Origin of the sequence: Nocardioides sp. YIM 152588 (assembly GCF_040191335.1) — a bacterium.
Classification (GTDB): Bacteria; Actinomycetota; Actinomycetes; order Propionibacteriales; family Nocardioidaceae; genus Nocardioides.
This window is the reverse complement of the sequence record NZ_JBEGDJ010000028.1, coordinates 1-20,213: the sequence shown is the minus strand read 5'-3', so window position 1 is coordinate 20,213 and position 20,213 is coordinate 1. Positions and strand designations below refer to the sequence as shown.

23 protein-coding genes, 1 tRNA gene and 1 pseudogene are annotated in these 20,213 nt (G+C 73.1%); 10 read left to right on the top strand and 15 right to left on the bottom strand.

Features of this window, described 5'->3' with window-relative positions; translation table 11 throughout:
- Window positions 1-30 precede the first annotated feature (30 nt).
- From ABLM29_RS14025 to sp36, 4 genes are read right to left on the bottom strand one after another with little or no spacing between them, the layout of a single operon-like run.
- On the bottom strand, window positions 31-876 hold the full coding sequence (locus tag ABLM29_RS14025; protein ID WP_349714739.1) for an MBL fold metallo-hydrolase: 846 nt from the start codon (window positions 874-876) through the stop codon (window positions 31-33).
- Complete coding sequence (locus ABLM29_RS14020; RefSeq protein WP_349714738.1) at window positions 873-1,763, bottom strand: NUDIX hydrolase; 891 nt, start codon at window positions 1,761-1,763, stop codon at window positions 873-875. Before ABLM29_RS14020 ends, ABLM29_RS14025 begins: the two co-directional genes overlap by 4 nt.
- Window positions 1,760-2,248 (bottom strand): RidA family protein, encoded by a 489-nt coding sequence (locus tag ABLM29_RS14015; protein ID WP_349714737.1) that lies wholly within the window; start codon window positions 2,246-2,248, stop codon window positions 1,760-1,762. The genes ABLM29_RS14020 and ABLM29_RS14015 overlap by 4 nt, the downstream gene beginning before the upstream one ends.
- Before the next feature lie 4 nt (window positions 2,249-2,252).
- Complete coding sequence (gene sp36 / locus ABLM29_RS14010; protein ID WP_136592777.1) at window positions 2,253-2,408, bottom strand: Sp36 family protein; 156 nt, start codon at window positions 2,406-2,408, stop codon at window positions 2,253-2,255.
- Window positions 2,409-2,541: 133 nt separating this feature from the next.
- Here sp36 and bagA point away from each other — a divergent pair, with 133 nt between their 5' ends.
- Together bagA and bagB are read left to right on the top strand one after the other, a co-directional pair.
- Window positions 2,542-3,540 carry an ATPase BagA gene (bagA, locus tag ABLM29_RS14005; RefSeq protein WP_349714736.1) on the top strand — a complete coding sequence of 333 codons (999 nt, stop codon included), beginning with the start codon at window positions 2,542-2,544 and terminating at the stop codon, window positions 3,538-3,540.
- Window positions 3,537-4,754: an ATPase BagB gene (bagB, locus tag ABLM29_RS14000; protein WP_502889238.1), complete on the top strand. Its 1,218-nt coding sequence runs from the start codon at window positions 3,537-3,539 to the stop codon at window positions 4,752-4,754. The genes bagA and bagB overlap by 4 nt, the downstream gene beginning before the upstream one ends.
- A gap of 82 nt (window positions 4,755-4,836) precedes the next feature.
- On the opposite strand, the gene ABLM29_RS13995 is transcribed toward bagB, so the two are convergent.
- Window positions 4,837-5,118 (bottom strand): WhiB family transcriptional regulator, encoded by a 282-nt coding sequence (locus ABLM29_RS13995; protein ID WP_349714735.1) that lies wholly within the window; start codon window positions 5,116-5,118, stop codon window positions 4,837-4,839.
- Between the two features lie 237 nt (window positions 5,119-5,355).
- On the opposite strand from ABLM29_RS13995, the gene ABLM29_RS13990 reads away from it, so the two are divergent.
- A complete protein-coding gene (locus tag ABLM29_RS13990) occupies window positions 5,356-7,731 on the top strand; it encodes a penicillin-binding protein (RefSeq protein ID WP_349714734.1) in 2,376 nt (791 codons plus the stop codon).
- Between the two features lie 80 nt (window positions 7,732-7,811).
- Here the strand turns inward: ABLM29_RS13990 and ABLM29_RS13985 are convergent, their stop codons facing one another.
- On the bottom strand, window positions 7,812-8,273 hold the full coding sequence (locus tag ABLM29_RS13985) for a GatB/YqeY domain-containing protein (RefSeq protein ID WP_349714733.1): 462 nt from the start codon (window positions 8,271-8,273) through the stop codon (window positions 7,812-7,814).
- A gap of 36 nt (window positions 8,274-8,309) precedes the next feature.
- Here ABLM29_RS13985 and ABLM29_RS13980 point away from each other — a divergent pair, with 36 nt between their 5' ends.
- Both ABLM29_RS13980 and ABLM29_RS13975 read left to right on the top strand, forming a co-directional pair.
- Window positions 8,310-9,245 (top strand): metallophosphoesterase, encoded by a 936-nt coding sequence (locus ABLM29_RS13980; RefSeq protein WP_349714732.1) that lies wholly within the window; start codon window positions 8,310-8,312, stop codon window positions 9,243-9,245.
- An 87-nt stretch (window positions 9,246-9,332) separates the two neighbouring features.
- Window positions 9,333-9,406, top strand: a tRNA-Pro gene (locus tag ABLM29_RS13975).
- Window positions 9,407-9,482: 76 nt separating this feature from the next.
- On the opposite strand, the gene ABLM29_RS13970 is transcribed toward ABLM29_RS13975, so the two are convergent.
- Entirely contained in the window at window positions 9,483-9,959 is a 477-nt protein-coding gene (locus ABLM29_RS13970) for an META domain-containing protein (protein WP_349714731.1), read from the bottom strand.
- A 169-nt stretch (window positions 9,960-10,128) separates the two neighbouring features.
- Between ABLM29_RS13970 and ABLM29_RS13965 the strand changes: the two genes are divergently transcribed.
- The gene (locus ABLM29_RS13965; protein ID WP_349714730.1) at window positions 10,129-10,713 is read left to right on the top strand and encodes an NAD-dependent epimerase/dehydratase family protein; all 585 of its coding nucleotides are present in this window, start codon (window positions 10,129-10,131) and stop codon (window positions 10,711-10,713) included.
- A 19-nt stretch (window positions 10,714-10,732) separates the two neighbouring features.
- Here ABLM29_RS13965 and ABLM29_RS13960 read toward each other — a convergent pair whose 3' ends face one another.
- The gene (locus ABLM29_RS13960; protein WP_349714729.1) at window positions 10,733-11,632 is read right to left on the bottom strand and encodes a sigma-70 family RNA polymerase sigma factor; all 900 of its coding nucleotides are present in this window, start codon (window positions 11,630-11,632) and stop codon (window positions 10,733-10,735) included.
- A 110-nt stretch (window positions 11,633-11,742) separates the two neighbouring features.
- Between ABLM29_RS13960 and ABLM29_RS13955 the strand changes: the two genes are divergently transcribed.
- The 3 genes from ABLM29_RS13955 to ABLM29_RS13945 all read left to right on the top strand — a co-directional run bounded on the left by ABLM29_RS13955 (window position 11,743) and on the right by ABLM29_RS13945 (window position 14,104).
- A complete protein-coding gene (locus ABLM29_RS13955) occupies window positions 11,743-12,660 on the top strand; it encodes an alpha/beta fold hydrolase (protein WP_349714728.1) in 918 nt (305 codons plus the stop codon).
- Window positions 12,661-12,787: 127 nt separating this feature from the next.
- Window positions 12,788-13,825: a permease gene (locus tag ABLM29_RS13950; RefSeq protein ID WP_349714727.1), complete on the top strand. Its 1,038-nt coding sequence runs from the start codon at window positions 12,788-12,790 to the stop codon at window positions 13,823-13,825.
- Between the two features lie 36 nt (window positions 13,826-13,861).
- Window positions 13,862-14,104 (top strand): thioredoxin family protein, encoded by a 243-nt coding sequence (locus tag ABLM29_RS13945; RefSeq protein ID WP_349714726.1) that lies wholly within the window; start codon window positions 13,862-13,864, stop codon window positions 14,102-14,104.
- A 24-nt stretch (window positions 14,105-14,128) separates the two neighbouring features.
- Here ABLM29_RS13945 and ABLM29_RS13940 read toward each other — a convergent pair whose 3' ends face one another.
- Window positions 14,129-14,494 (bottom strand): DUF1330 domain-containing protein, encoded by a 366-nt coding sequence (locus ABLM29_RS13940; protein WP_349714725.1) that lies wholly within the window; start codon window positions 14,492-14,494, stop codon window positions 14,129-14,131.
- Window positions 14,495-14,594: 100 nt separating this feature from the next.
- On the opposite strand from ABLM29_RS13940, the gene ABLM29_RS13935 reads away from it, so the two are divergent.
- Window positions 14,595-15,422, top strand: a complete 828-nt coding sequence (locus ABLM29_RS13935) for a hypothetical protein (RefSeq protein ID WP_349714724.1) — start codon at window positions 14,595-14,597, stop codon at window positions 15,420-15,422.
- Between the two features lie 213 nt (window positions 15,423-15,635).
- Here the strand turns inward: ABLM29_RS13935 and ABLM29_RS13930 are convergent, their stop codons facing one another.
- From ABLM29_RS13930 to ABLM29_RS13905, 6 genes and pseudogenes are all read right to left on the bottom strand, one after another.
- Window positions 15,636-16,679 carry an aspartate-semialdehyde dehydrogenase gene (locus ABLM29_RS13930; protein ID WP_349714723.1) on the bottom strand — a complete coding sequence of 348 codons (1,044 nt, stop codon included), beginning with the start codon at window positions 16,677-16,679 and terminating at the stop codon, window positions 15,636-15,638.
- A 5-nt stretch (window positions 16,680-16,684) separates the two neighbouring features.
- The gene (locus ABLM29_RS13925) at window positions 16,685-17,962 is read right to left on the bottom strand and encodes an aspartate kinase (protein ID WP_349714722.1); all 1,278 of its coding nucleotides are present in this window, start codon (window positions 17,960-17,962) and stop codon (window positions 16,685-16,687) included.
- Between the two features lie 75 nt (window positions 17,963-18,037).
- Entirely contained in the window at window positions 18,038-18,676 is a 639-nt protein-coding gene (locus tag ABLM29_RS13920) for a DUF5063 domain-containing protein (RefSeq protein ID WP_349714721.1), read from the bottom strand.
- 67 nt (window positions 18,677-18,743) lie between these two features.
- Window positions 18,744-19,340: a recombination mediator RecR gene (recR, locus tag ABLM29_RS13915; RefSeq protein WP_349714720.1), complete on the bottom strand. Its 597-nt coding sequence runs from the start codon at window positions 19,338-19,340 to the stop codon at window positions 18,744-18,746.
- 34 nt (window positions 19,341-19,374) lie between these two features.
- Window positions 19,375-19,803, bottom strand: coding sequence for a YbaB/EbfC family nucleoid-associated protein (locus tag ABLM29_RS13910; RefSeq protein ID WP_349714719.1), 429 nt, complete (start codon window positions 19,801-19,803; stop codon window positions 19,375-19,377).
- A gap of 57 nt (window positions 19,804-19,860) precedes the next feature.
- A pseudogene (locus ABLM29_RS13905) lies at window positions 19,861-20,213 on the bottom strand (hypothetical protein); the annotation flags it as partial.

Genomic DNA, 20,213 nt, shown 5'->3' with positions numbered 1-20,213 from the left:
GTCGGCAGAGAGTTTCTGCCGACTCGCGCCTCAGCGGGCGGCCAGGTAGGCCAGCTGCGCCCGCACCGACCACTCGGCGGCGCCCCACAGCGACTCGTCGACGTCGGCGTACACGACCTCGACGACCCGCCGCGGCAGGTCCGGGTCCTCGGCCGCGTCGGCCGGCAAGGAGGAGCCGCCCAGCCCCAGCGCGGACAGCGCCGCCTCCACCTGGGCGAGCCGCTCCCGACGGTGCACCCGGTAGTGGTCGAGGACGCCGGCGGCGTCGGCCAGCACCGGCCCGTGGGCGGGCCAGAGCGTCTCGACGCGGCCCTCGGTGACCAGCGCGCGCATCCGAGCGAGCGAGTCGAAGTAGCCGCCCAGGTCGCCGTCGGGGTGGACGATCACGGTGGTGCCGCGGCCGAGCACCATGTCCCCGGTCAGCAGGGAGCGGTCGGCGCCGACCAGCAGCGAGATCGAGTCGCGGGTGTGGCCGGGGGTGGTCAGCACCTCGACGTCCAGCCCGCCGACCGACAGCACCTCCTCGTCGACCAGGGGATCCGAGCGCCAGCACTGCGCCGGATCCAGCGCCCGCACCCCGCAGCCCATCCGCTCCGCGAACGAGCGGGCCGCCTCGGTGTGGTCGAGGTGGTGGTGGGTGACCACGACGGCCTCCACCTGCCCGGCGACCTCCGCGACGGCGTCGAGGTGCTCGTCGGCGAGCGGGCCGGGGTCGACCACGACCGAGCGCTCGGCGCCCGGCTCGCGCAGCACCCAGGTGTTGGTGCCATCCAGCGTCATCAGGCCGGGGTTCGGGGCGAGCACGCACCGCCCGCGGTCGCCGAACGGTCCGCCGTGCCACTCGCCCGGCGGCGGGACCTGCGGGCCGGCGCTCATGCCCGCCGGTCGGCGACCAGCGGGCGCAGCCGCTCGGGCATCGAGAGCGTGTACCCGTCGCCGAGCCGTTCGACCTCGGGCATGAACATCTCCACCGACCGGCCGTCGCCGGCCGCGACCACGTCGGCGACCGAGCCGTGCTGGCCCACCTCCAGGCAGGTCAGGTACGTCGGCGGCAGCATCGCCAGGGTGCCCGCGTCGGCCGCGTCCGCGGCGTCGGCGGCACCGAGCCAGACCACGTGGTCGGACTCGGTGGAGACGTCCCGGGTCACCTGGCCCTCGGGCAGCAGCGCCACGAAGAACCAGGTCCGGTAGCGCTTCGGCTCGAAGACCGGCGTCAGCCAGCCGTCCCACACCCCGAGCAGGTCGGTGCGCAGCACCAGCCCGCGGCGGGCCAGGAAGTCGGTCAGCGACAATTGCCGGGACTCCAGCGCGACCCGGTCGGCCTCCCAGTCCTCGCCGGTGGTGTCGGCGACGACGGAGTCGGCCGACGGGCCGGCGAGCAGCACGCCGGACTCCTCGAAGGTCTCCCGCACCGCGGCGCAGACCAGCGCCCGGGCGAGGTCGGGCTCGACGCCGAGCCGGGTGGCCCACTCCTCGGGGCTGGGGCCGGCCCAGCCGGAGGCGTGGATCTCGGCGTCGAAGTCACGGGGGTCCACCCCGCCGCCGGGGAAGACGCACATGCCGCCGGCGAAGTCCATCGAGACCTGGCGGCGCAGCAGGTAGACCTCCGGCCCGGGCCGGCCACCGTGGACGTCGCCGTCGCGCATCAGCACCACGGTCGCCGCGTTGCGCGGGTCCGCCGGGGTGCGCTCTCCCTCGCTGAACTGGCGGACGACGTCGGCCACCTCGGCCGGCAGCGGGACCGGCGGCAGCGGGATCCTCACGCGTCGCCCTCGGCCGCGGGCAGGACCTCGGCGATCACCTCGACCTCGACCGGCGCGTCCAGCGGCAGCACGGGGACGCCGACCGCGGACCGCGCGTGCACGCCGGCGTCGCCGAAGACCGCGCCGAAGAAGTCCGACGCGCCGTTGGCGACCTTCGGCTGGCCGGTGAAGTCCGGGGTGGAGGCCACGAAGGCGACGACCTTGACGATCCGGATCCGGGACAGGTCGTCGACCAGCGACCGGATCGCGGCGATCGCGTTGAGCGCGCACTGGCGGGCGCACTCGGCGGCCACCTCGGGCGTCACGGTGCCGCCTACCTTGCCGGTGGCGATCAGCGCGCCGTCGCGCATCGGGAGCTGGCCGGCGGTGTAGATCCGGTCGGCGGACCGCACGGCCGGCACGTACGTCGCCACCGGCGGCACCACCGCCGGGACGGTCAGGCCGAGCTCGGCCAGGCGCTCCTCCGGCGTACCCTGCGCGGCCATCGGGTCAGCCCTCGACCGGGCGCTTGAAGTACGCCACGTCGTTGCCGGTCGGGCTGGGGATCAGCGTCACCAGCTCCCAGCCGTCCTGGCCGAAGTTGTTGAGGATCTGCGCCGCGGCGTGGTTGAGGACGGGCGCCACCTGGTACTCCCACTTGGTCATACCTCGCACCCTACTCAGGCGGAGCCACCGCCGGGCCGGCGGTGGTTTCGAGGCTCGCTGCGCTCGCACCTCAACCACCGGCTGCCCTCGAAACCACCGGACCGTCTCCCAGTCGTTCACTACTGTGGGCGGCGTGACTGATTGGCCACGCGTCCGCCTGCACGTCGTCACCGGCAAGGGCGGCACCGGCAAGTCGACCGTCGCCTCCGCGCTCGCGCTCGCCCTCGCCACCCGCGGCAGGAACGTGCTGCTCTGCGAGGTCGAGGGCCGCCAGGGCATCGCCCGGATGTTCGACGTGGACCCGCTGCCCTACGAGGAGCGGCGGCTGACCACCGGCCTGCCCGACGAGGACGGCGGCCGCGGCGTGGTGCACGCGCTGCACATCGACGCCGAGGCGGCGCTGCTGGAGTACCTGGCGATGTACTACCGGCTCGGCCGCGCCGGCCGCGCGCTGGACCGCTTCGGGGTGATCGAGTTCGCGACCACGATCGCGCCGGGCGTCCGGGACGTGCTGCTGACCGGCAAGGTCTACGAGGCGGTGCAGCGCAACTCGCGCAACAAGAACGCGATCCGGTACGACGCCGTGGTGCTCGACGCGCCCCCGACGGGTCGGATCACCCAGTTCCTCAACGTCAGCAACGAGCTCGCCGGGCTGGCGAAGGTCGGCCCGATCAAGGCCCAGTCGGACACGATGATGACGCTGTTCCGCTCGCCGCGGACCGCGGTGCACCTGGTCACCGTGCTGGAGGAGATGCCGGTCCAGGAGACCGCCGACGGCATCGCCGAGCTGCGCGAGGCGGCGCTCCCGGTCGGCGGGGTGATCGTCAACCAGATCCGCCCGCGGGACCTGACCGCGCCCGAGCTGGCCGCGGCGCGCGTGGGCCGCCTGGACCGGTCCCGGATCGAGGGCGACCTGGAGCGGGCCGGCGTCCCGCACGACGCCACGCTGGTGGACGGCCTGCTCACCGAGGCCCACGACCACGCGGAGCGGCGGGCGCTGGAGGACTCCCAGCGCGAGGTCGTGGCCGGCCTCGACGTGCCGACCTACGAGCTCCCCCGCTTCGCCGGCGGCATCGACCTGGGCGCGCTCTACGAGATGGCGGGCGTGATCCGAGAGCAGGGCCTGGCATGAGCGGCGGTTCCCCGCGCCGTACCCGCGCCCGGGTCGGCCCCGGCTCCTCGCACCGCGCGGAGCCGCTCGACGTGGACGCGATGCTCGACGACCCGGCCACCGAGATCATCGTCTGCTGCGGTTCGGGCGGGGTCGGCAAGACCACCACGGCGGCGTCGCTGGCGCTGCGGGCGGCGGAGCGCGGGCGGCGGGTGGTGGTGCTGACCATCGACCCGGCACGGCGCCTGGCCCAGTCGATGGGCATCGAGGCGCTGGACAACACGCCGCGCCCGGTGGCCGGCGTCGGCGAGGAGGCCGGCGGCTCGCTGGACGCGATGATGCTGGACATGAAGCGGACCTTCGACGAGGTCGTGCTCTCCCAGGCCAGCCCCGAGAAGGCGGAGCAGATCCTGGCCAACCCGTTCTACATCGCGCTCTCCAGCTCCTTCGCGGGCACGCAGGAGTACATGGCGATGGAGAAGCTGGGCCAGCTCTACCGGGAGCACGTCACCGGCGAGGACCACCCCGAGGGCGCGACGGCCTACGACCTGATCGTGGTGGACACGCCGCCGTCGCGCTCCGCGCTGGACTTCCTCGACGCCCCCGAGCGGCTCTCCAGCTTCCTGGACGGCCGCTTCGTCCGGCTGATGCTCGCCCCGGCGCGCGGGCCGGCGAAGCTGATGGCCGCCGGCTTCAGCGTGGTCACCAACGCGCTGATGAAGATCCTGGGCGCGCAGTTCCTCAAGGACCTGCAGACCTTCGTGGCGGCGCTGGACACCGTCTTCGGCGGCTTCCGGCAGCGCGCCCAGCAGACCTACTCGCTGCTGCAGGCCGACGGCACGGCGTTCCTGGTGGTCGCGGCACCGGAGCCCGACGCGCTCCGCGAGGCGGCGTACTTCGTCGAGCGGCTCAGCGAGGACGCGATGCCGCTGGCCGGCCTGATCGTCAACCGCGCCAGCCCCGAGCCGGAGGGCCAGCTCTCCGCCGACGAGGCGATGGCCGGCGCGGAGCGGCTGCGGGCGGAGGAGCCGGGGTCGCTGACCGCGGGGCTCCTGCGCCTGCACGCGGACCGGGTCCGGCTGGTCGAGCGCGAGCGCACGCTGCGGGACCGGTTCGCCACGGCGCACCCGCAGGTGGCGACCGCGGTGGTGCCGGCGCTCGCGGGCGACGTGCACGACCTCGACGGGCTGCGCCGGGTCGGCGAGCTCCTCGCCGGCGACGCGGCGGCCGGGTGACCCGGGCGGGCCGACACGGGCAGCACGACGGCCGACCCCCGGGGTCACGGCCCCGGGGGTCAGTACCGTTCGTGAACGGGCGTCAGTGACCGTTCGCGAGCTGCGCGTCACGCGCAGACTCGAGGACCTTGCGCCAGGAGGCGCCCGGGCGGCGGCGCAGCAGCGCGCGACGTTCCCGCTCGGTCATACCGCCCCAGACACCCCATTCGATCTGGTTGTCCAGAGCCTCGGCCAGGCACTCGGTCCGCACGGTGCATCCCGCGCAGACCTGCTTGACCTTGTTCTGCTCCGCACCTCGAACGAAGAGCTGGTCCGGCTTCTCGTCACGGCAGGCGGCGCGGAGCGCCCAATCCTCAACCCACATGTGAATCGTCCCCGTCTGGAGCCGGGACGACGCCCCCACAGCGCCTTGGTTCCCAGCCCCGTGCAGACAAAGTAAAGGAATACGTCAAGTCCCGATAGGCCTCATTGGGCCCAAGATTGCTAGTCACTAATGACTAGGCGGTTGTTTCGAGGGGATGTCGTTGCAGGTCATAGCAGAGCCCGACCCGCTCCGTGGCTTCAACTCTGACAGTAAGGGCTGTTCCCGTACCCTTTCCGCATGCCTCGACCCAGGATGGACCGCCTCCCGCCGCTCAAGGTGCTCTCGCACCTGGGCGTGATGGTCGCCGTCGCGGCCGTCCTCGGAGTGGTCGTCTCCGGCCTGGCGATCCCGTTCGCCGGCGTGCTCGGATTCAGCGCCCGCAACGTCGCCGAGACGATCGACGAGCTGCCCAAGGAGCTGGCCACGGAGCGGCTCCCGCAGCGCACCGAGATCCTGGACAAGGACGGCCAGGTCATCGCGACGCTCTACGACCAGAACCGGGTCAACGTCCCGCTCGACCAGATCTCGCGGACCATGGTCAAGGCGATCGTCGCGATCGAGGACTACCGCTTCTACCAGCACGGCGCCCTGGACATCAAGGGCACGCTGCGCGCGCTGCTGACCAACCAGGCCGCCAACGGCGTGGTCCAGGGCGGCTCGTCGATCACCCAGCAGCTGGTCAAGCAGACGCTGATCACCCAGGCCAACGGCAACAAGAAGGAGATCCGTCGCGCCACCGACGACTCCTACGCCCGCAAGATCCGGGAGCTGCGCTACGCGATCGCGCTGGAGAAGCACCACTCCAAGGACTGGATCCTCGAGCAGTACCTCAACACCGTCTACTTCGGCGACGGCGCCTACGGCATCCAGGCGGCCGCCCAGCACTTCTTCGGCGTCAACGCCAAGGACCTCGACCTCGCCCAGTCCGCGATGCTGGCCGGCCTGGTCCGCAGCCCCGAGGCGCTCAACCCGACCAACAACCCCGAGGGCGCCAAGGGCCGCCGCAACGTCGTGCTGGGGCGGATGGCCGAGCTGAGCGTGATCAAGGACAAGCGCGCCCGGAAGGTGGGCCGGCAGTCGCTCGGGCTCGACGTGCAGCCCAAGCCGCGTGGCTGCGTGAACTCCCCGGCGCAGTTCTTCTGCGACTACGTCGTGCGCTACCTGATGACCGACAAGGCGCTCGGCAACACCAAGAAGGCCCGCGAGCGGCTGCTGTGGAACGGCGGCCTGACCATCAAGACCACCATCGACATGAAGATGCAGACCGCCGCGCAGGACGCGGTCTCCAGCCACGTCTTCAACACCGACTCCGCGGTGGGCGCGATGACGCTGGTGGTGCCCCGCACCGGCGAGGTCCGGGCACTGGCGCAGTCCAAGCCGATGGGCTCCGGCCCGGGCCAGAGCTACCTCAACTACACCGTGCCCAAGGAGTACGGCGACGCCAACGGCTTCCAGCCGGGCTCGAACTTCAAGACCTTCGTGCTCGCCGCCGCCATCGACCAGGGCGTGCCGCTCAACACGACCATCAACTCCCCGGCCCAGATGTTCGCCCAGGAGTCGAAGTACCGGATGTGCGACGGCTCGCCGTACGGCCCGAACGTGTGGGACGTGAAGAACTTCGACGGCCAGGCGCACAACCCGAACCTCTACACGGGCACCCAGCAGTCGGTGAACACCTTCTTCGCCCAGCTCGAGATGCGCACCGGGCTGTGCCAGCCGTTCAACCTGGCGAAGAAGATGGGCGTGCGGCTGACCGACCGGGCCAACGAGATGCGGCCCGCGTTCACCCTCGGCTTCCCCGACGCCAGCCCGCTGGAGATGGCCGAGGCCTACGCGACGTTCGCCGGCCGCGGCCTGCACTGCGACTCCCGGCCGGTGACCAGCATCGAGGACGCCGACGGCAACGTGCTGAAGAAGTACGAGTCCAAGTGCAACCAGGTGATCCCGAGCGCGGTCGCCGACGCCGTCAACGACGTCCTCAAGGGCGTGACCGCCCCCGGCGGCTTCGGCGCGGCGCTCAGCCCGGGCATCCCCTCGGGCGGCAAGACCGGAACCTCCAGCGGCAACAAGTCGGTCTGGTTCACCGGCTACACGCCCAACCTCGCCGGCTCCGCCGTCGTCGCCGGCGTGAACTCGGTCGGCTCGCCGATCTCGCTGGACGGGGTCACGATCGCCGGGTACTACCGGTCGACCTCGGGTTCGACCACGGCCGGCCCGATCTGGGGCGACACGTTCAAGGCGGTCGCGCAGTACCTGCCCGGCGACTCCTTCACCAAGCCCTCGGCCACCGAGATCAAGGGCGTCCTGGTGCCGGTCCCGTCCGTGGCCGGCCAGTCCGTGGAGTCGGCGACCGCCACGCTGGAGGAGGCCGGCTTCCTGGTCACCAACGGCGGGTACGTCGACTCCGGCCTCGCCGAGGGCACCGTCGCCTACTCCGAGCCCGGCGCCGGGACCATGCTCGGCACCGGCAGCACCGTCACGCTGAAGGTCTCCGACGGCACCCCGTACGTCCCGCCGAAGAAGCCCAAGAACAACAACGGCGGGAACAACGGCAACAACGGGAACAACGGCGGGAACAACGGCGGCGGCCGGGGCCCCGGACGCGGACGCTGACCCGCAGCCGCTGAGCGGCGGCGCCGCACCGCCCGGACGGGCGGGGCGGCGCCCCTCGCGGGATCGGGGCGGGGCGGGCCCTAGGCGCCCAGCGCGCGGCGTACCTCGGCGGCGACCGCGGCGCCGTCGGCCCGGCCCTTGACCTGCGGCTGGACGACGCCCATCACGCGGCCCATCGCCTTGGGGCCCTCGCCGGCCACGCCGAGCTGCTCGACGGCGGCCCGGACGACGTCCGCGATCTCCTCCGGGGAGAGCTGCGCGGGCAGGTAGTCGGCGATCACCGCGGCCTCGGCGCGCTCCTTGGCCGCGCTCTCGGTGCGGCCGCCGTCCTCGAAGGCGACCGCGGCCTCGCGCCGCTTCTTCGCCTCGCTGGAGAGCACCGAGACGATCTCCTCGTCGGTGAGCTCCTTCTCGACCTTGCCGGCCTTCTCCGCGTTGGTGATCGCGGCCTGGACCATCCGCAGGGTCGAGGTGCGGACCTCGTCGCGGGCCTTCATGGCGGCGGTGAGGTCAGTGTGGAGACGGTCCTTCAGGGTGCTCATGCGCCCGATTGTGCCGTGATGTGCCAGCCTTGCCGAATGCGATTCCTCCCCGGCCTCCTCGGCGCCGTCGCCGCCGGCGGCGCGGCGGGGGCCGCGCTGACCGCGTACGGCGTGTGGGAGACCCGCCGGTTCGTCCTCCGCCGCTACGACGTGCGCACGCTGCCGGCCGGCATGAAGCCGCTCCGGGTGCTGCACCTCAGCGACATCCACATGACGCCCGGCCAGGCGCGCAAGCAGGAGTGGATCCGCGACCTGGCCGCCCTGGAGCCCGACCTGGTCGTCGACACCGGCGACAACCTGGCCCACCACGGCGCGGTGCCGGTCGTGCTGGACACGCTGGCCGGCCTGCTGGACCGGCCGGGTGTCTTCGTGCACGGCTCGAACGACTACTTCGAGCCGAGCCTGCGCAACCCCTTCGGCTACCTGCTCCCCGACAACGGCAAGCGCCACATCGACAAGCCGCAGCTGCCCTGGCGCGACCTCACGGCCGGCCTGACCGACGCCGGCTGGCTCGACCTCACCAACCGCCGCACCACGCTCACCGTCGGCGAGACCACGTTCGCGTTCGCCGGCGTCGACGACCCGCACCTGTCCTACGACGACCTCGCGGCCGTCGCCGGGCCCGCCGAGGCCGGCGCCGACCTCCGCCTGGGCATCACCCACGCGCCGTACCTGCGGGTGCTGGACCAGTTCGCCCGGGACGGCTACGACGGCATCATCGCCGGGCACACCCACGGCGGGCAGGTCTGCCTCCCCGGCGGCCGGTCGCTGACCACCAACTGCGACCTCGACCCCGCGCGGGCACGCGGCCTGCACCGCCACCCCGCGGACTCCGCACCCGGTGACCCCGGGTCGAGCTGGATGCACGTCTCCGCCGGGCTCGGCACCAGCCCGTACGCGCAGGTCAGGATCGCCTGCCGTCCCGAGGCGATCGTCCTCACGCTGCTCCCGGCCGACCACCCCGCGACCTGACGCACGTCCGATGGGCGGCCTCGATTGCGTCCTCGCTGAACCCCTCCGGTATGGTTGCGCCGGTCGCAGGGAGACCTGAGACCGCAGCGGGCTGTGGCGCAGCTTGGTAGCGCGCCTCGTTCGGGACGAGGAGGCCGCAGGTTCAAATCCTGTCAGCCCGACGCTGTGCAAGGGCCCGGCGCCACCGATGGTGGCGCCGGGCCCTTCGCCGGTCCCGGGGCGTCGCCGCCGGCCGGGTCAGCCCCGCTCCAGGTCGATCACGACCTCCTCGCCCGCCGCGTCGCCGGAGAGCGTGAGCGCGTCGCCGTCGAGCGTCGCGGCCACCCCGTCGAAGAGCAGGTCGGAGAGCCACCGGTCCTGCGCGGCGAGGGCCGAGGGGCAGCCCTTCATCGTCGACACCGGAGCGTCGGTCCACCGGAGCGTGCCGGCGTCGTCGACCTCGTAGGCCGCCGACATCGTGTTGCAGCCGGCCCGCACCGCCATCCGGCCGTCCTCGAAGTGCAGCGTGACCTGCGTCCGGCGTACCAGCTCGCGGCCCTGGACCGCGGTGGAGGTGAAGGTGCCGTCGAGGTCGTCGGTGCTCGGGGCCGCCGCGGTCGCCGGGTCGTCACCCGAGGCCGCGCCCCCGGACTCCTCGCCGCACGCCGCGAGCAGCGCGGCCGGGAGCACGACCAGGACCAGGGCGAGGACGGGTACGACGGCGGCTCGGCGCATCGGGCACCTCCGGGGGCGGGCGGGTGACGCTCCGATCTTCGCCGTCCGGGCGCCCCGGCGGAAGGTGCGGCCACCCGTCGGATGCGGATCACCGCCGTTGGGGACGCGCGGGCCCGCCGTCCTCGGTAGCATCCGGTCCCCCGGATCCGACCGCCGTGGAAGGGGCTCAGTGGCGCACACCTCGACCTTGGTCACCGGCGGCGCGGGCTTCGTCGGGTCCCACCTGTGCGAGCGGCTGCTGGCGCTCGGCCACCGCGTGACCTGCCTGGACAACTTCGCGACGGGCCGCACCGAGAACGTCGCCCACCTGCTCGACACCGACGGCTTCGAGCTCGTCGAGGCCGACGTGACCGAGCCCCTCCCGGCCGCCGACCGGGTGGACCTGGTCCTGCACCTGGCCTCGCCGGCGTCCCCGCTGGACTATGCCGCCCTGCCGATCGAGACGCTGCGGGCGGGCTCCCTGGGCACCCTGAACGCGCTCGGCGTCGCGCGCGACCACGGGGCGCGGTTCGTGCTCGCCTCGACCTCGGAGGTGTACGGCGACCCCCTGGTGCACCCGCAGCCGGAGACCTACTGGGGCAACACCAACCCCATCGGCCCGCGCTCGGTCTACGACGAGGCGAAGCGGTTCGCCGAGGCGGCGACCGTGGCGCACCGGCGGACCCACGGCCTCCGGACCGGGATCGCCCGGATCTTCAACACCTTCGGCCCGCGGATGCGGCCCGGGGACGGCCTGCTGCGAACCATCGAGTGATGCCGCAGGCGGCTCGAGTTCACCTGACCCGGTCGAGTCGCGCCAGCTTCTCCGGGTTCCCGATCGCCCGGATCGCCGCCACCCGCTCCCCGTCGGTCTCCAGGCAGATCACCGCCATCACCCGCCCGTGCAGGCTGACCACCACGCCGGGCTGGCCGTTGACCGGCACCGTGGCGAAGGAGGCGCCGGCGCCCGCCAGCGTGCGGACCAGCACGCCGGCCACCACCTCCGCACCCACCAGCGGGCCCTGCGGGGCCCCGGCCACGCGGCCTCCCGAGTCGAACTCCCCGACCACCTCCGGGTCCAGGAGCGCCATCAGGCCCGCGAGGTCACCGGTCGCGCACGCGGCGGCGAACGCCTCGGCGACCGCCCGCGCGTCCGCGTCCGGCACCTCGAACCGCGGCTCCGGGTCCTCGCGGATCGTCGCCCGCGCCCGGCTCGCCAGCTTGCGGGCGGCCGCCGGGGTGCGGCCGGCGATCGACGCCACCTGCTCGAACGGCAGCCCGAAGACGTCGTGCAGCACGAACGCCAGCCGCTCGGCCGGGGTGAGCAGCTCCAGCGTCGCGAGCAGGGCGATCCGGACCGTGTCGTCCAGCGTCACCCGGTCGGCCGGGTCCGGCTCCGAGCCGGGGAGCTCCAGCAGCGGCTCCGGCAGCCACGGGCCGACGTACCGGGCCCGGACGGTGTCGGCGCGCAGCCGGTCCAGGCAGACCCGGCCGGCGACGGTGACCAGCCACCCCTCGACGTCGTCGATCCCCTCGGCGCCGTGGCGGACCAGCCGGGCGTAGGTCTCCTGCAGCGCGTCCTCGGCGTCCGCGAGCGTGCCGAGCATCCGGTAGCCGATGTCGAGCACCCGGCGCCGGTGCTCGCGCCAGGCGCGCTCGGTCCGCGGGTCCGCGTCCGCCGCCGGCTCGTCCATGGTGCTCCCGTCTCGTGCTCCCACCCTGCCCGTCAGGACGGGCGAGCGGCCAGCGATGTGACATCGCCCCCCGAGGTCACACTCCCGGCACCCGGGCCGTCCTGTGGGGCATGAGCGAGAAGACGACGAGGACGACACGTACGACGACCCCCACCGCGGTGGCGCCACGACCCGACTGGCTGCCCGAGGAGGTCTGGCCGACGCCGCTGCGGACGCTGCGGGTCGACGGCAGGACGATGGTCTACTCCGACACCGGCGGCGACGGTCCCGTGCTGCTGATGGTGCACGTGGGCCTGTGGTCGATGGTGTGGGGCGGCCTGATCGAGGAGCTGCGCGGCGACTTCCGCTGCGTCACCCTCGACGTCCCCGGGGCGGGCCTCTCCGAGCGCACCCCGCCCGCGGAGCAGACGCTGTCCCGGGCCTCCGCGGCGATCGGCGCGCTGGTCGACGCCCTCGACCTGCGCGAGGTGACGCTGGCGTTCCACGACACCGGCGGCCTGGCCGCGCTGGCCGCCGTGGCGAGCCGGACCGAGCGGATCGCCGGGCTGGTCGGCGTCGCCACCTTCGCGTGGCCGCCGCGGGGCCGGGTGCGCTGGGCGCTGCGGGTGATGGGCTCCGCGGTGGTCCGCGAGGTCACGGCGCTGACCGGGTTCCTGGCGTGGGGCAGCGCGGGCCGGTTCGGGGTGGGCCGGTCGATGACCCGGGCCCAACGCCGCGCCTGCCGGCGCGGGATGCGGGACCGCTCCGCACGCCGGTTCACCCACCGGATGTTCCGGGGTGCGGTCACCGAGCCGGAGGTCGGTGCGGCCGCCGCCGTCGCCGTGGAACGGCTGGCCGACCGGCCGGTGCTGACCGTCTTCGGCCGGCTCGGCGACTACTTCGGCTTCCAGCGCCGGTGGCGCCGGCTGCGCCCCGACGCCACCACGTGCGTGGTGCCCTGGGGGATGCACTTCCCGATGTGCGACGACCCGGCGCTGGTCGGCGACGCGATCCGCACCTGGCACGCGGCGCCCCTGCCCGACCGGTGACCGGGCCGGCCACCGCGGCGGCCGGCGTCTCTTTTCTCACACCGCCCGCGGGTCGCGCCGGAACTAGAGTTGGAGGTGCCTGAACGGAGCGCTGCCGGTGCCCGGAGGGAGGCAAGGGATGGCGGTGATGGAGCACCTGCCGACCTCGACCCGAGGCCGGGGTGCCGTGATGCTCGCGATCGTGGCCGTCTGGGCCGCGGCGTACTGGGTCAACGGCTGGGTGTGGGACCGCCTCCTCGACGCGGCCGGGATGGATCCGGAGGCCCGCCTGACCGAGTCGCTGCACTTCTTCCTCTACGACACCGTCAAGATCGCGCTGCTGCTGACCGGGATCATCTTCGTCATCACGATCCTGCGCTCCTACATGAGCGTGGAGCGCACCCGTGCCCTGCTCGGCGGCCGGCGCGAGGGGGTCGGCAACGTGATGGCCGCCGGCCTGGGCGTGATCACCCCGTTCTGCTCGTGCAGCGCCGTCCCCGCGTTCATCGGGTTCGTCGCCGCGGGGGTCCCCCTCGGCGTGACGATGAGCTTCCTGATCGCCAGCCCGCTGGTCAACGAGGTGGCCGTCGGGCTGCTCCTCACCCTGTTCGGGTGGCGGGTGACCCTGGCCTACGTCGGCGCCGGGCTGGCGATCGCCATCACCGCCGGGTGGGTGATCGGCCGGCTGCGACTCGAGCGCCACGTCGAGCCGTTCGTCTTCGAGACCAGGCTCGGCGGGCAGGTCATCGACTCCACCGCCGGCCTCACCTTCGACCAGCGCATCCAGATGGCCGCCGAGGAGGTGGGCAGCATCCTGCGCCGGATCTGGCCCTACCTGCTGGTCGGCATCGGCGTCGGCGCCGTCATCCACGGCTGGGCGCCCGAGGACCTCTTCACCCGGTACGCCGGCCCCGGCGCGGCCTTCGGCGTCATCGTCGCCGTCCTGATCGGCGTCCCGCTGTACTCCAACGCCGCCGGGATCCTGCCCCTGGTCGAGGCCCTGTACGACAAGGGCCTTCCGATGGGCACGCTGCTCGCCTTCATGATGGCCGTCGTCGCCCTCTCGGTGCCCGAGATGATCCTGCTGCGGCGCGTGCTCAGGCCGCCGCTCCTGGCCGTCTTCATCGGGGTCGTCGCCACCGGGATCGTCGCCGTCGGCTACCTGTTCAACCTGCTGCTCGCCTGACCCGACGTGCCCCGAACCTCAGAGAAAGGAACCACCATGATCGTCAAGATCCTCGGACCCGGGTGCACCAACTGCAAGAACCTCGAGAAGGCCACCCGCGAGGCCCTGGACTCCCTCGGCCTCGAGGCGGAGGTCGAGGAGGTCCGGGACTACGCCGCCATCGCCGGCTACGGGGTCATGGCGACCCCGGGCCTCGTCGTGGACGACCAGGTCCTCGTCTCCGGGCGCGTCCCGAAGGCCGCCGAGATCCGGGAGCTCCTCGCCGCGGCCGCGTCCTGACCGGCGGGCCGGTGACCCGCGCCGTCAGAGGGTCGGCGTGGTCGGCTGCAGCACGGCCTCCACCAGCGCCTCGGTGCGCAGGTGGGTCACCGCCTGGTAGTCGGGGTCGGCGATCATCGAGGCGAACGCCCGGCGCGAGGGGTAGCGGACCAGCATCACCGCGTCCCACTCCTGGCCGGCCTCGGCCACCAGCGGGGAGTCGCCCTTGCCGGCGTACAGCACCTCGGCGCCGTACCGCGGCAGCAGGGTGGTCATCACGGTCTCGCCGTACTGCCCGTAGCTCCGGCCGCCGCCCTCGGCGAACCGGAGCAGGTTGAGCATCACGACGGGTGCGTCGGGGTCGGCCTCGAGGAACGCCTTCAGGTCCGCACCGGTGGGGTTGATCGCCATGTCCGCGATCCTGTCACGCCGGCGGGCGCCGCCGAGATGGTCCGGACCCGTCCGTCTCGACTGCTGATGTTTCCTGCGACAGCGTGACACACTGCACACCATGTCTGACGAGCAGGACAAGCTCAGGCTCACCCTGGAGCCGCCCCGGCTGTTCGGGCGGAAGAAGAAGGACGCCGCCCCGGCGCCCGCAGCGGAGCCCGCCGTCGAGGCGGCGCCGGCACCCGCGGAGCCGGCGGTCGAGGGGGTCGAGGCCGTGCGGGCCAGCGACGAGCCGATGACCGAGTCGCCGGCGGCCGAGTCGCCGGCCGTCGAGTCCCCGGTCGAGCCCGAGCCCGCGGCGGTGGTCGAGCCCGCCGAGCCCGCGGCGGTCGTCGACGCGGAGCCGACCGCGGTTCTCACGGTCGCGCCCCCGGAGGCGCGGGCCGAGGTCGTGGCGGCCGCGGAGCCCACGCCGGCGCCGCCGGCCCCGAGCTGGCGGACCAGGCTCCAGGGGTTCGCCCGGGAGACCCTCTCCCCGCCGCCCGAGCGGGCCGAGGACGAGGAGCCGCTGCTCGGCGTCTACCGGGCGGCGGCGCTCACCGGCGTCGTCGTCGGCGCGGCACTGGTGCTGCTGACCTGGCTCTCGCTGCGCGGCTGCGAGGCCGTCCGCGGCACCGCGAGCTGCGGCGGCGGGCCGGGCTTCCTGCTGCTGCTCGCGACCTTCGTGGTCTGCGTGTACCTGGGCAGCGCCCTGCTGCGCACCTTCCAGGTCCCCGACCCGGGCAGCAGCAGCCTGCTCGCCGTCGGGCTCGTCGCCGTGGTCTCACTGCTGTTCCTGGTCGACGTGATGGACCACTGGTCGATGATCCTGGTCGTGCCGGCCCTCAGCGTCGGCGCCTTCCTGGCCTCGGCGTGGGTCACCCGGACGTTCGTGGACCCAGCCGCCTAGCCGAACCGGGGCTCGGGGCAGCCCGAACCGGGGGTGAGGGCAGCCCGAACCGGGGCTCGCGCCGCGCCGAACCGGGGCTCGCGCCAGGTTCGCGGTGCCCTATGCCCCGGTTGGGCGCGCCCTCAGGCCCGGTTCGCGCTGCCCCGAGTGCCTGTTCGGCGCGCCCCAACCCCCGGTTCGCGCTGCCCCGAGTGCCTGTTCGCGGGTCGGGGGTCAGCGGGAGGCGGCGATGAGCTCCGCGATCTGCACCGTGTTGAGCGCGGCGCCCTTGCGCAGGTTGTCGTTGGAGACGAACAGGGCGAGGCCCCGGTCGCCGTCGACGCCCGGGTCCTGGCGGATCCGGCCGACGTACGACGGGTCCTTGCCGGCCGCCTGCAGCGGCGTCGGGATGTCGGCCAGCTCGACGCCCGGGGCGGCGGCCAGCAGCTCGGTCGCCCGCTCCGGGGTCATCGGGCGCTCGAACTCGACGTTGATCGCCAGCGAGTGGCCGGTGAAGACCGGCACCCGCACGCAGATGCCGGAGACCCGCAGCTCGGGGATGCCGAGGATCTTGCGGGACTCGTTGCGGAGCTTCTGCTCCTCGTCGGTCTCGTTCAGGCCGTCGTCGACCAGGTTCCCGGCGAACGGCAGCACGTTGTAGGCGATCGGCCGCCGGTAGACGCCCGGCTCGGGGAAGGCGACGGCCTCCCCGTCGTACGCCAGCTCGCGGGCCTTCTCGCCGACCCCGGCGACGCCGGTGGCCAGCTCCTCGACGCCGGCGATGCCGGAGCCGGAGACGGCCTGGTACGTGGACGCGATCAGCCGGACCAGGCCGGCCTCGTCGTGCAGCGGCTTGAGGACCGGCATCGCGGCCATCGTGGTGCAGTTCGGGTTGGCGATGATGCCGCGCCCGGCGGCGATCACGTCGGCGGCCGCCTCGGGGTTGACCTCGGAGACGACGAGCGGGATCGACGGGTCCTTGCGGAAGGCCGAGGAGTTGTCGACGACGATCACGCCGGCGTCGACGAACCGCTGGGCGAACGCCCGCGACGCGGTCGCGCCGGCCGAGAAGAGCGCGACGTCCAGCCCGGTCGGGTCGGCGGTCTCGGCGTCCTCCACGACAACCTCGCGGTCACCGAAGGCGAGCACCTTGCCGGCCGAGCGGGCCGAGGAGAAGAAGCGGACCTGGTCGACCGGGAAGTCCCGCTCGAGCAGGATCTGGCGCATCGCGACGCCGACCTGGCCGGTCGCGCCGACGACGCCGATGTTGATACCCATGCCGATCAGCGTCCCGTCCCGCCGTACACGACGGCCTCGATCTCGTCCGAGCCCAGGTCGAAGGCGGCGTGCGCGGCGTTGACCGCGTCCACGACCTGCGACTCCGCCACGACGACGGAGACCCGGATCTCGGAGGTGGAGATCATCTCGATGTTGACCCCGGCGTCCGAGAGCGCCTCGAAGAAGCGGGCCGAGATGCCCGGCGCCGAGCTCATGCCGGCACCGACGATGGAGACCTTGCCGACGCTGTCGTCGTACTGCAGGCTCTCGAACCCGATCGCGTCCTGCAGGCCGGCCAGCGCCGTCATCGCGGTCTGGCCCTCGCCGCGGGGCAGGGTGAAGGAGATGTCGGTCAGGCTGGTCGCCGCGGCGGAGACGTTCTGCACGATCATGTCGATGTTGATCTGCGCGTCCGCGACGGCGCGGAACAGCGCCGCGGCCTCACCGGGCTTGTCGGGCACGCCGACCACGGTGATCTTGGCCTGGCTGCGGTCGTGGGCGACGCCGGTGATGATCGCGGCTTCCATGTGGTCCTCCTGTGCGACGTCCTCGGCCTTGACGACCCAGGTGCCCTCCTTCTCCGAGAAGGACGAGCGGACGTGAATCGGCATGTCGTAGCGGCGCGCGTACTCGACGCAGCGCAGGTGCAGGATCTTGGCGCCCTGCGCGGCCATCTCCAGGGTCTCCTCGTAGGAGATCCGGGGGACCTTGCGGGCGGTCGGCTCGATCCGGGGGTCGGCGGTGAAGATGCCGTCGACGTCGGAGTAGATCTCGCAGACCTCGGCGCCGAGCGCCACCGCGAGCGCGACGGCGGTCGTGTCGGAGCCGCCGCGGCCCAGCGTGGTGATGTCCTTGGTCGTCTGCGAGACGCCCTGGAACCCCGCGACGATGGCGATCGCGCCCTCGTCGACGGCGGCCTGGATCCGGCCGGGGGTGACGTCGATGATCTTGGCCTTGCCGTGGGCGTCGTCGGTGATCACGCCGGCCTGGGAGCCGGTGAACGACCGCGCCTCGTGGCCGAGGTTCTGGATGGCCATCGCGAGGACCGCCATCGAGATCCGCTCACCGGCGGTGAGCAGCATGTCGAGCTCCCGCGCGGGCGGGAGCGGCGAGACCTCGTTGGCCAGGTCGATCAGCTCGTCGGTGGTGTCCCCCATCGCCGAGACCACGACCACGACCTCGTGACCGAGCTTCTTGGTGTTGATGATGCGCTGTGCGACGCGCTTGACGCCGGCGGCGTCGGCGACCGACGAGCCGCCGTACTTCTGCACGACAATGCCCACTGGCGGACTCACTCCTGGCTCTGCGGGGAAGGGACTCGTCCCGCGACGGGGACGGCCTGATTCTACCGACGCGGCTCAGTCGGCCCCGCCGCTGTCCAGCGCCGCGGACGCCGCCTCGATCTGCTCGCGCTCCAGCGGCAGGTCGACGTCGACGTCGAGGCGGTCGTGGGCGACCACCGAGAGCAGCGCCTTCATCGCCGCGCCCGCCAGCGCGCCCCACGAGGAGACGTAGGAGAACTGCCACCACCACAGCGCCTCCTCGACGTCGCCGGCGGCGTGGTGGCGCAGGCCGACCTCCAGGTCGGCGGCGATGCTGGCCAGGTCGTCGGAGAGCTGTCCCTCGACGAGCTCCGGCTGGTACGGGTCGAAGACGTAGCTGTAGGTGTCGACGTTGCCGAGGATCCCCGCCAGCTGCATCCGCAGGTCGTCGGGGTCCGGGTCGGGGCCGTCGTCGGGCTGGAACTCCTCGCGCGGCTCGAAGTCGCGGTAGACCCCCAGGCGCGCCCCGGTCAGGGAGATCTGGCCGATCTGGAGCAGCAGCAGCGCCACCGCCTGGCCGCCGGTCGCCTCGGCGGCGATGGTGCGCAGGCCGTCGAGGAACGAGCGGATCGAGGCCGCGATGTCGTCGGCCAGCCGCACCGTCTCGGTCTCCGCGGCGATCAGCGCGTTGAGCGCCGCCAGCCCCGGCAGCTGCTCGGTCCCGTTCTCGGTCATCCGCGTTCCTCCTCCCGTCCGCGTGCTGTGCTCGGTGCTGTGCTCGGTGCTGTGCTCCGTGCTGTGCTCAGGTGGCCGACTGGCGGCCGACGAACGCCCGGCCGAGGGTGACCTCGTCGGCGTACTCCAGGTCGCCACCCACCGGCAGTCCACTCGCCAAACGGGTCACGCGCAACCCCAACGGGCCCAGCATCCGCGTGAGGTACGTCGCCGTCGCCTCGCCCTCGAGGTTCGGATCGGTCGCCAGGATCACCTCGGTGACGGTGCCGTCGCCGAGGCGGGTGAGCAGCTCGCGGATGTGCAGCTGCTCGGGACCGATGCCGTCGATCGGCGAGATCGCGCCGCCTAGCACGTGGTAGCGGCCGCGGAACTCACGGGTGCGCTCGATCGCGACGACGTCCTTGTACTCCTCGACCACGCACAGCACCGTCGGGTCGCGCCGCGGGTCGCGGCAGATCCGGCACTGGTCGTCCTCGGCGACGTTGAAGCAGATCGAGCAGAACTTCACCTTGTCCTTGACCTCGATCAGCACGTCGGCGAGGCGCCGTACGTCGGCCGGGTCGGCCTGGAGCAGGTGGAACGCGATCCGCTGGGCGCTCTTCGGTCCGACGCCGGGCAGCCTGCCGAGCTCGTCGATGAGGTCCTGGACGACGCCTTCGTACATGCGGGGTGGTTCCGATCCTTCTGGTGGGCGGCGCTCAGAACCCGAGCTGGCCCGGCGTGCCGGGCTCCCCGGGCAGGCCGGGCATGCCGGGCATCTCGGGCATGCCGCCGGACAGCGGCCCCAGGGTGTCCTCGGCCAGCTTGTCGATCTGGGCGCGCGCGTCGCGGTAGGCGGCGACGATCAGGTCGCCGAGGTCGTCCAGGGCATCCTCGAGGCCGCCCTCCAGCGCGTCGTCCGGCCGGTCGACGGCGTCCGGGCTGATCGAGACGCCGATCAGCTCACCGCTGCCGTTGACGGTCGCTTTGACGATGCCGCCGGCCACGCTGCCCTCGACCGTCGTCTCGGCGAGGCGCTGCTGCGCGGCCATCAGGTCCTCCTGCATCTGCTGCGCCTGCTGCAGCAGCGCGCCGAGGTCGAGGCCGCCGGGGCCGCCGCCGAGCGCGTCGAAGGGGTTGTTGCTCATGTCAGGTCACCTCGAGGTGGGATGGGAAGTAGGTGGGTGGGGGTGGGCCGGATGGCCTCACTCGTTGGGGATCTCCTCGATCATGCGCGCACCGAGCTCGCGGGCCAGCAGGTCCGCACCCGACTCGGCGTCGACCTCGGCGTCGTCCATCGCGACGGCGGCGTCCGGGTCCACCGGTGCCGCCTGCGCAGCCTGCGCCTCGGCCTGGATCTCGGCGACCATGGCGCGCCGCGAGCCGGCCTGCTGCGGCGCCTGCGGCGCGGCCTGCTCGGCCTGCGGCGCGTGGGCCTGGGGGCCCTCGAGGCGCCTGCACGTCGGGAGCTGGCCGAGCTGCTGACCGCGGTCACCGTCTCCAGCTCGACACGGCTGATGGACCGCGACGACGTAGCTCGTCGCGGGAGCCCGCGCGC

Excerpts from the sequence above, each read along its gene's own strand:
- ABLM29_RS14025 (WP_349714739.1), bottom strand. The coding sequence starts at position 876 with ATGAGCGCCGGCCCGCAGGTCCCGCCGCCGGGCGAGTGGCACGGCGGA.
- ABLM29_RS14015 (WP_349714737.1), bottom strand. The coding sequence starts at position 2,248 with ATGGCCGCGCAGGGTACGCCGGAGGAGCGCCTGGCCGAGCTCGGCCTG.
- sp36 (WP_136592777.1), bottom strand. The coding sequence starts at position 2,408 with ATGACCAAGTGGGAGTACCAGGTGGCGCCCGTCCTCAACCACGCCGCG.
- bagB (WP_502889238.1), top strand. The coding sequence starts at position 3,537 with ATGAGCGGCGGTTCCCCGCGCCGTACCCGCGCCCGGGTCGGCCCCGGC.
- ABLM29_RS13995 (WP_349714735.1), bottom strand. The coding sequence starts at position 5,118 with ATGTGGGTTGAGGATTGGGCGCTCCGCGCCGCCTGCCGTGACGAGAAG.
- ABLM29_RS13990 (WP_349714734.1), top strand. The coding sequence starts at position 5,356 with ATGCCTCGACCCAGGATGGACCGCCTCCCGCCGCTCAAGGTGCTCTCG.
- ABLM29_RS13985 (WP_349714733.1), bottom strand. The coding sequence starts at position 8,273 with ATGAGCACCCTGAAGGACCGTCTCCACACTGACCTCACCGCCGCCATG.
- ABLM29_RS13980 (WP_349714732.1), top strand. The coding sequence starts at position 8,310 with ATGCGATTCCTCCCCGGCCTCCTCGGCGCCGTCGCCGCCGGCGGCGCG.
- ABLM29_RS13970 (WP_349714731.1), bottom strand. The coding sequence starts at position 9,959 with ATGCGCCGAGCCGCCGTCGTACCCGTCCTCGCCCTGGTCCTGGTCGTG.
- ABLM29_RS13960 (WP_349714729.1), bottom strand. The coding sequence starts at position 11,632 with ATGGACGAGCCGGCGGCGGACGCGGACCCGCGGACCGAGCGCGCCTGG.
- ABLM29_RS13955 (WP_349714728.1), top strand. The coding sequence starts at position 11,743 with ATGAGCGAGAAGACGACGAGGACGACACGTACGACGACCCCCACCGCG.
- ABLM29_RS13950 (WP_349714727.1), top strand. The coding sequence starts at position 12,788 with ATGGAGCACCTGCCGACCTCGACCCGAGGCCGGGGTGCCGTGATGCTC.
- ABLM29_RS13945 (WP_349714726.1), top strand. The coding sequence starts at position 13,862 with ATGATCGTCAAGATCCTCGGACCCGGGTGCACCAACTGCAAGAACCTC.
- ABLM29_RS13940 (WP_349714725.1), bottom strand. The coding sequence starts at position 14,494 with ATGGCGATCAACCCCACCGGTGCGGACCTGAAGGCGTTCCTCGAGGCC.
- ABLM29_RS13935 (WP_349714724.1), top strand. The coding sequence starts at position 14,595 with ATGTCTGACGAGCAGGACAAGCTCAGGCTCACCCTGGAGCCGCCCCGG.
- ABLM29_RS13930 (WP_349714723.1), bottom strand. The coding sequence starts at position 16,679 with ATGGGTATCAACATCGGCGTCGTCGGCGCGACCGGCCAGGTCGGCGTC.
- ABLM29_RS13920 (WP_349714721.1), bottom strand. The coding sequence starts at position 18,676 with ATGACCGAGAACGGGACCGAGCAGCTGCCGGGGCTGGCGGCGCTCAAC.
- recR (WP_349714720.1), bottom strand. The coding sequence starts at position 19,340 with ATGTACGAAGGCGTCGTCCAGGACCTCATCGACGAGCTCGGCAGGCTG.
- ABLM29_RS13910 (WP_349714719.1), bottom strand. The coding sequence starts at position 19,803 with ATGAGCAACAACCCCTTCGACGCGCTCGGCGGCGGCCCCGGCGGCCTC.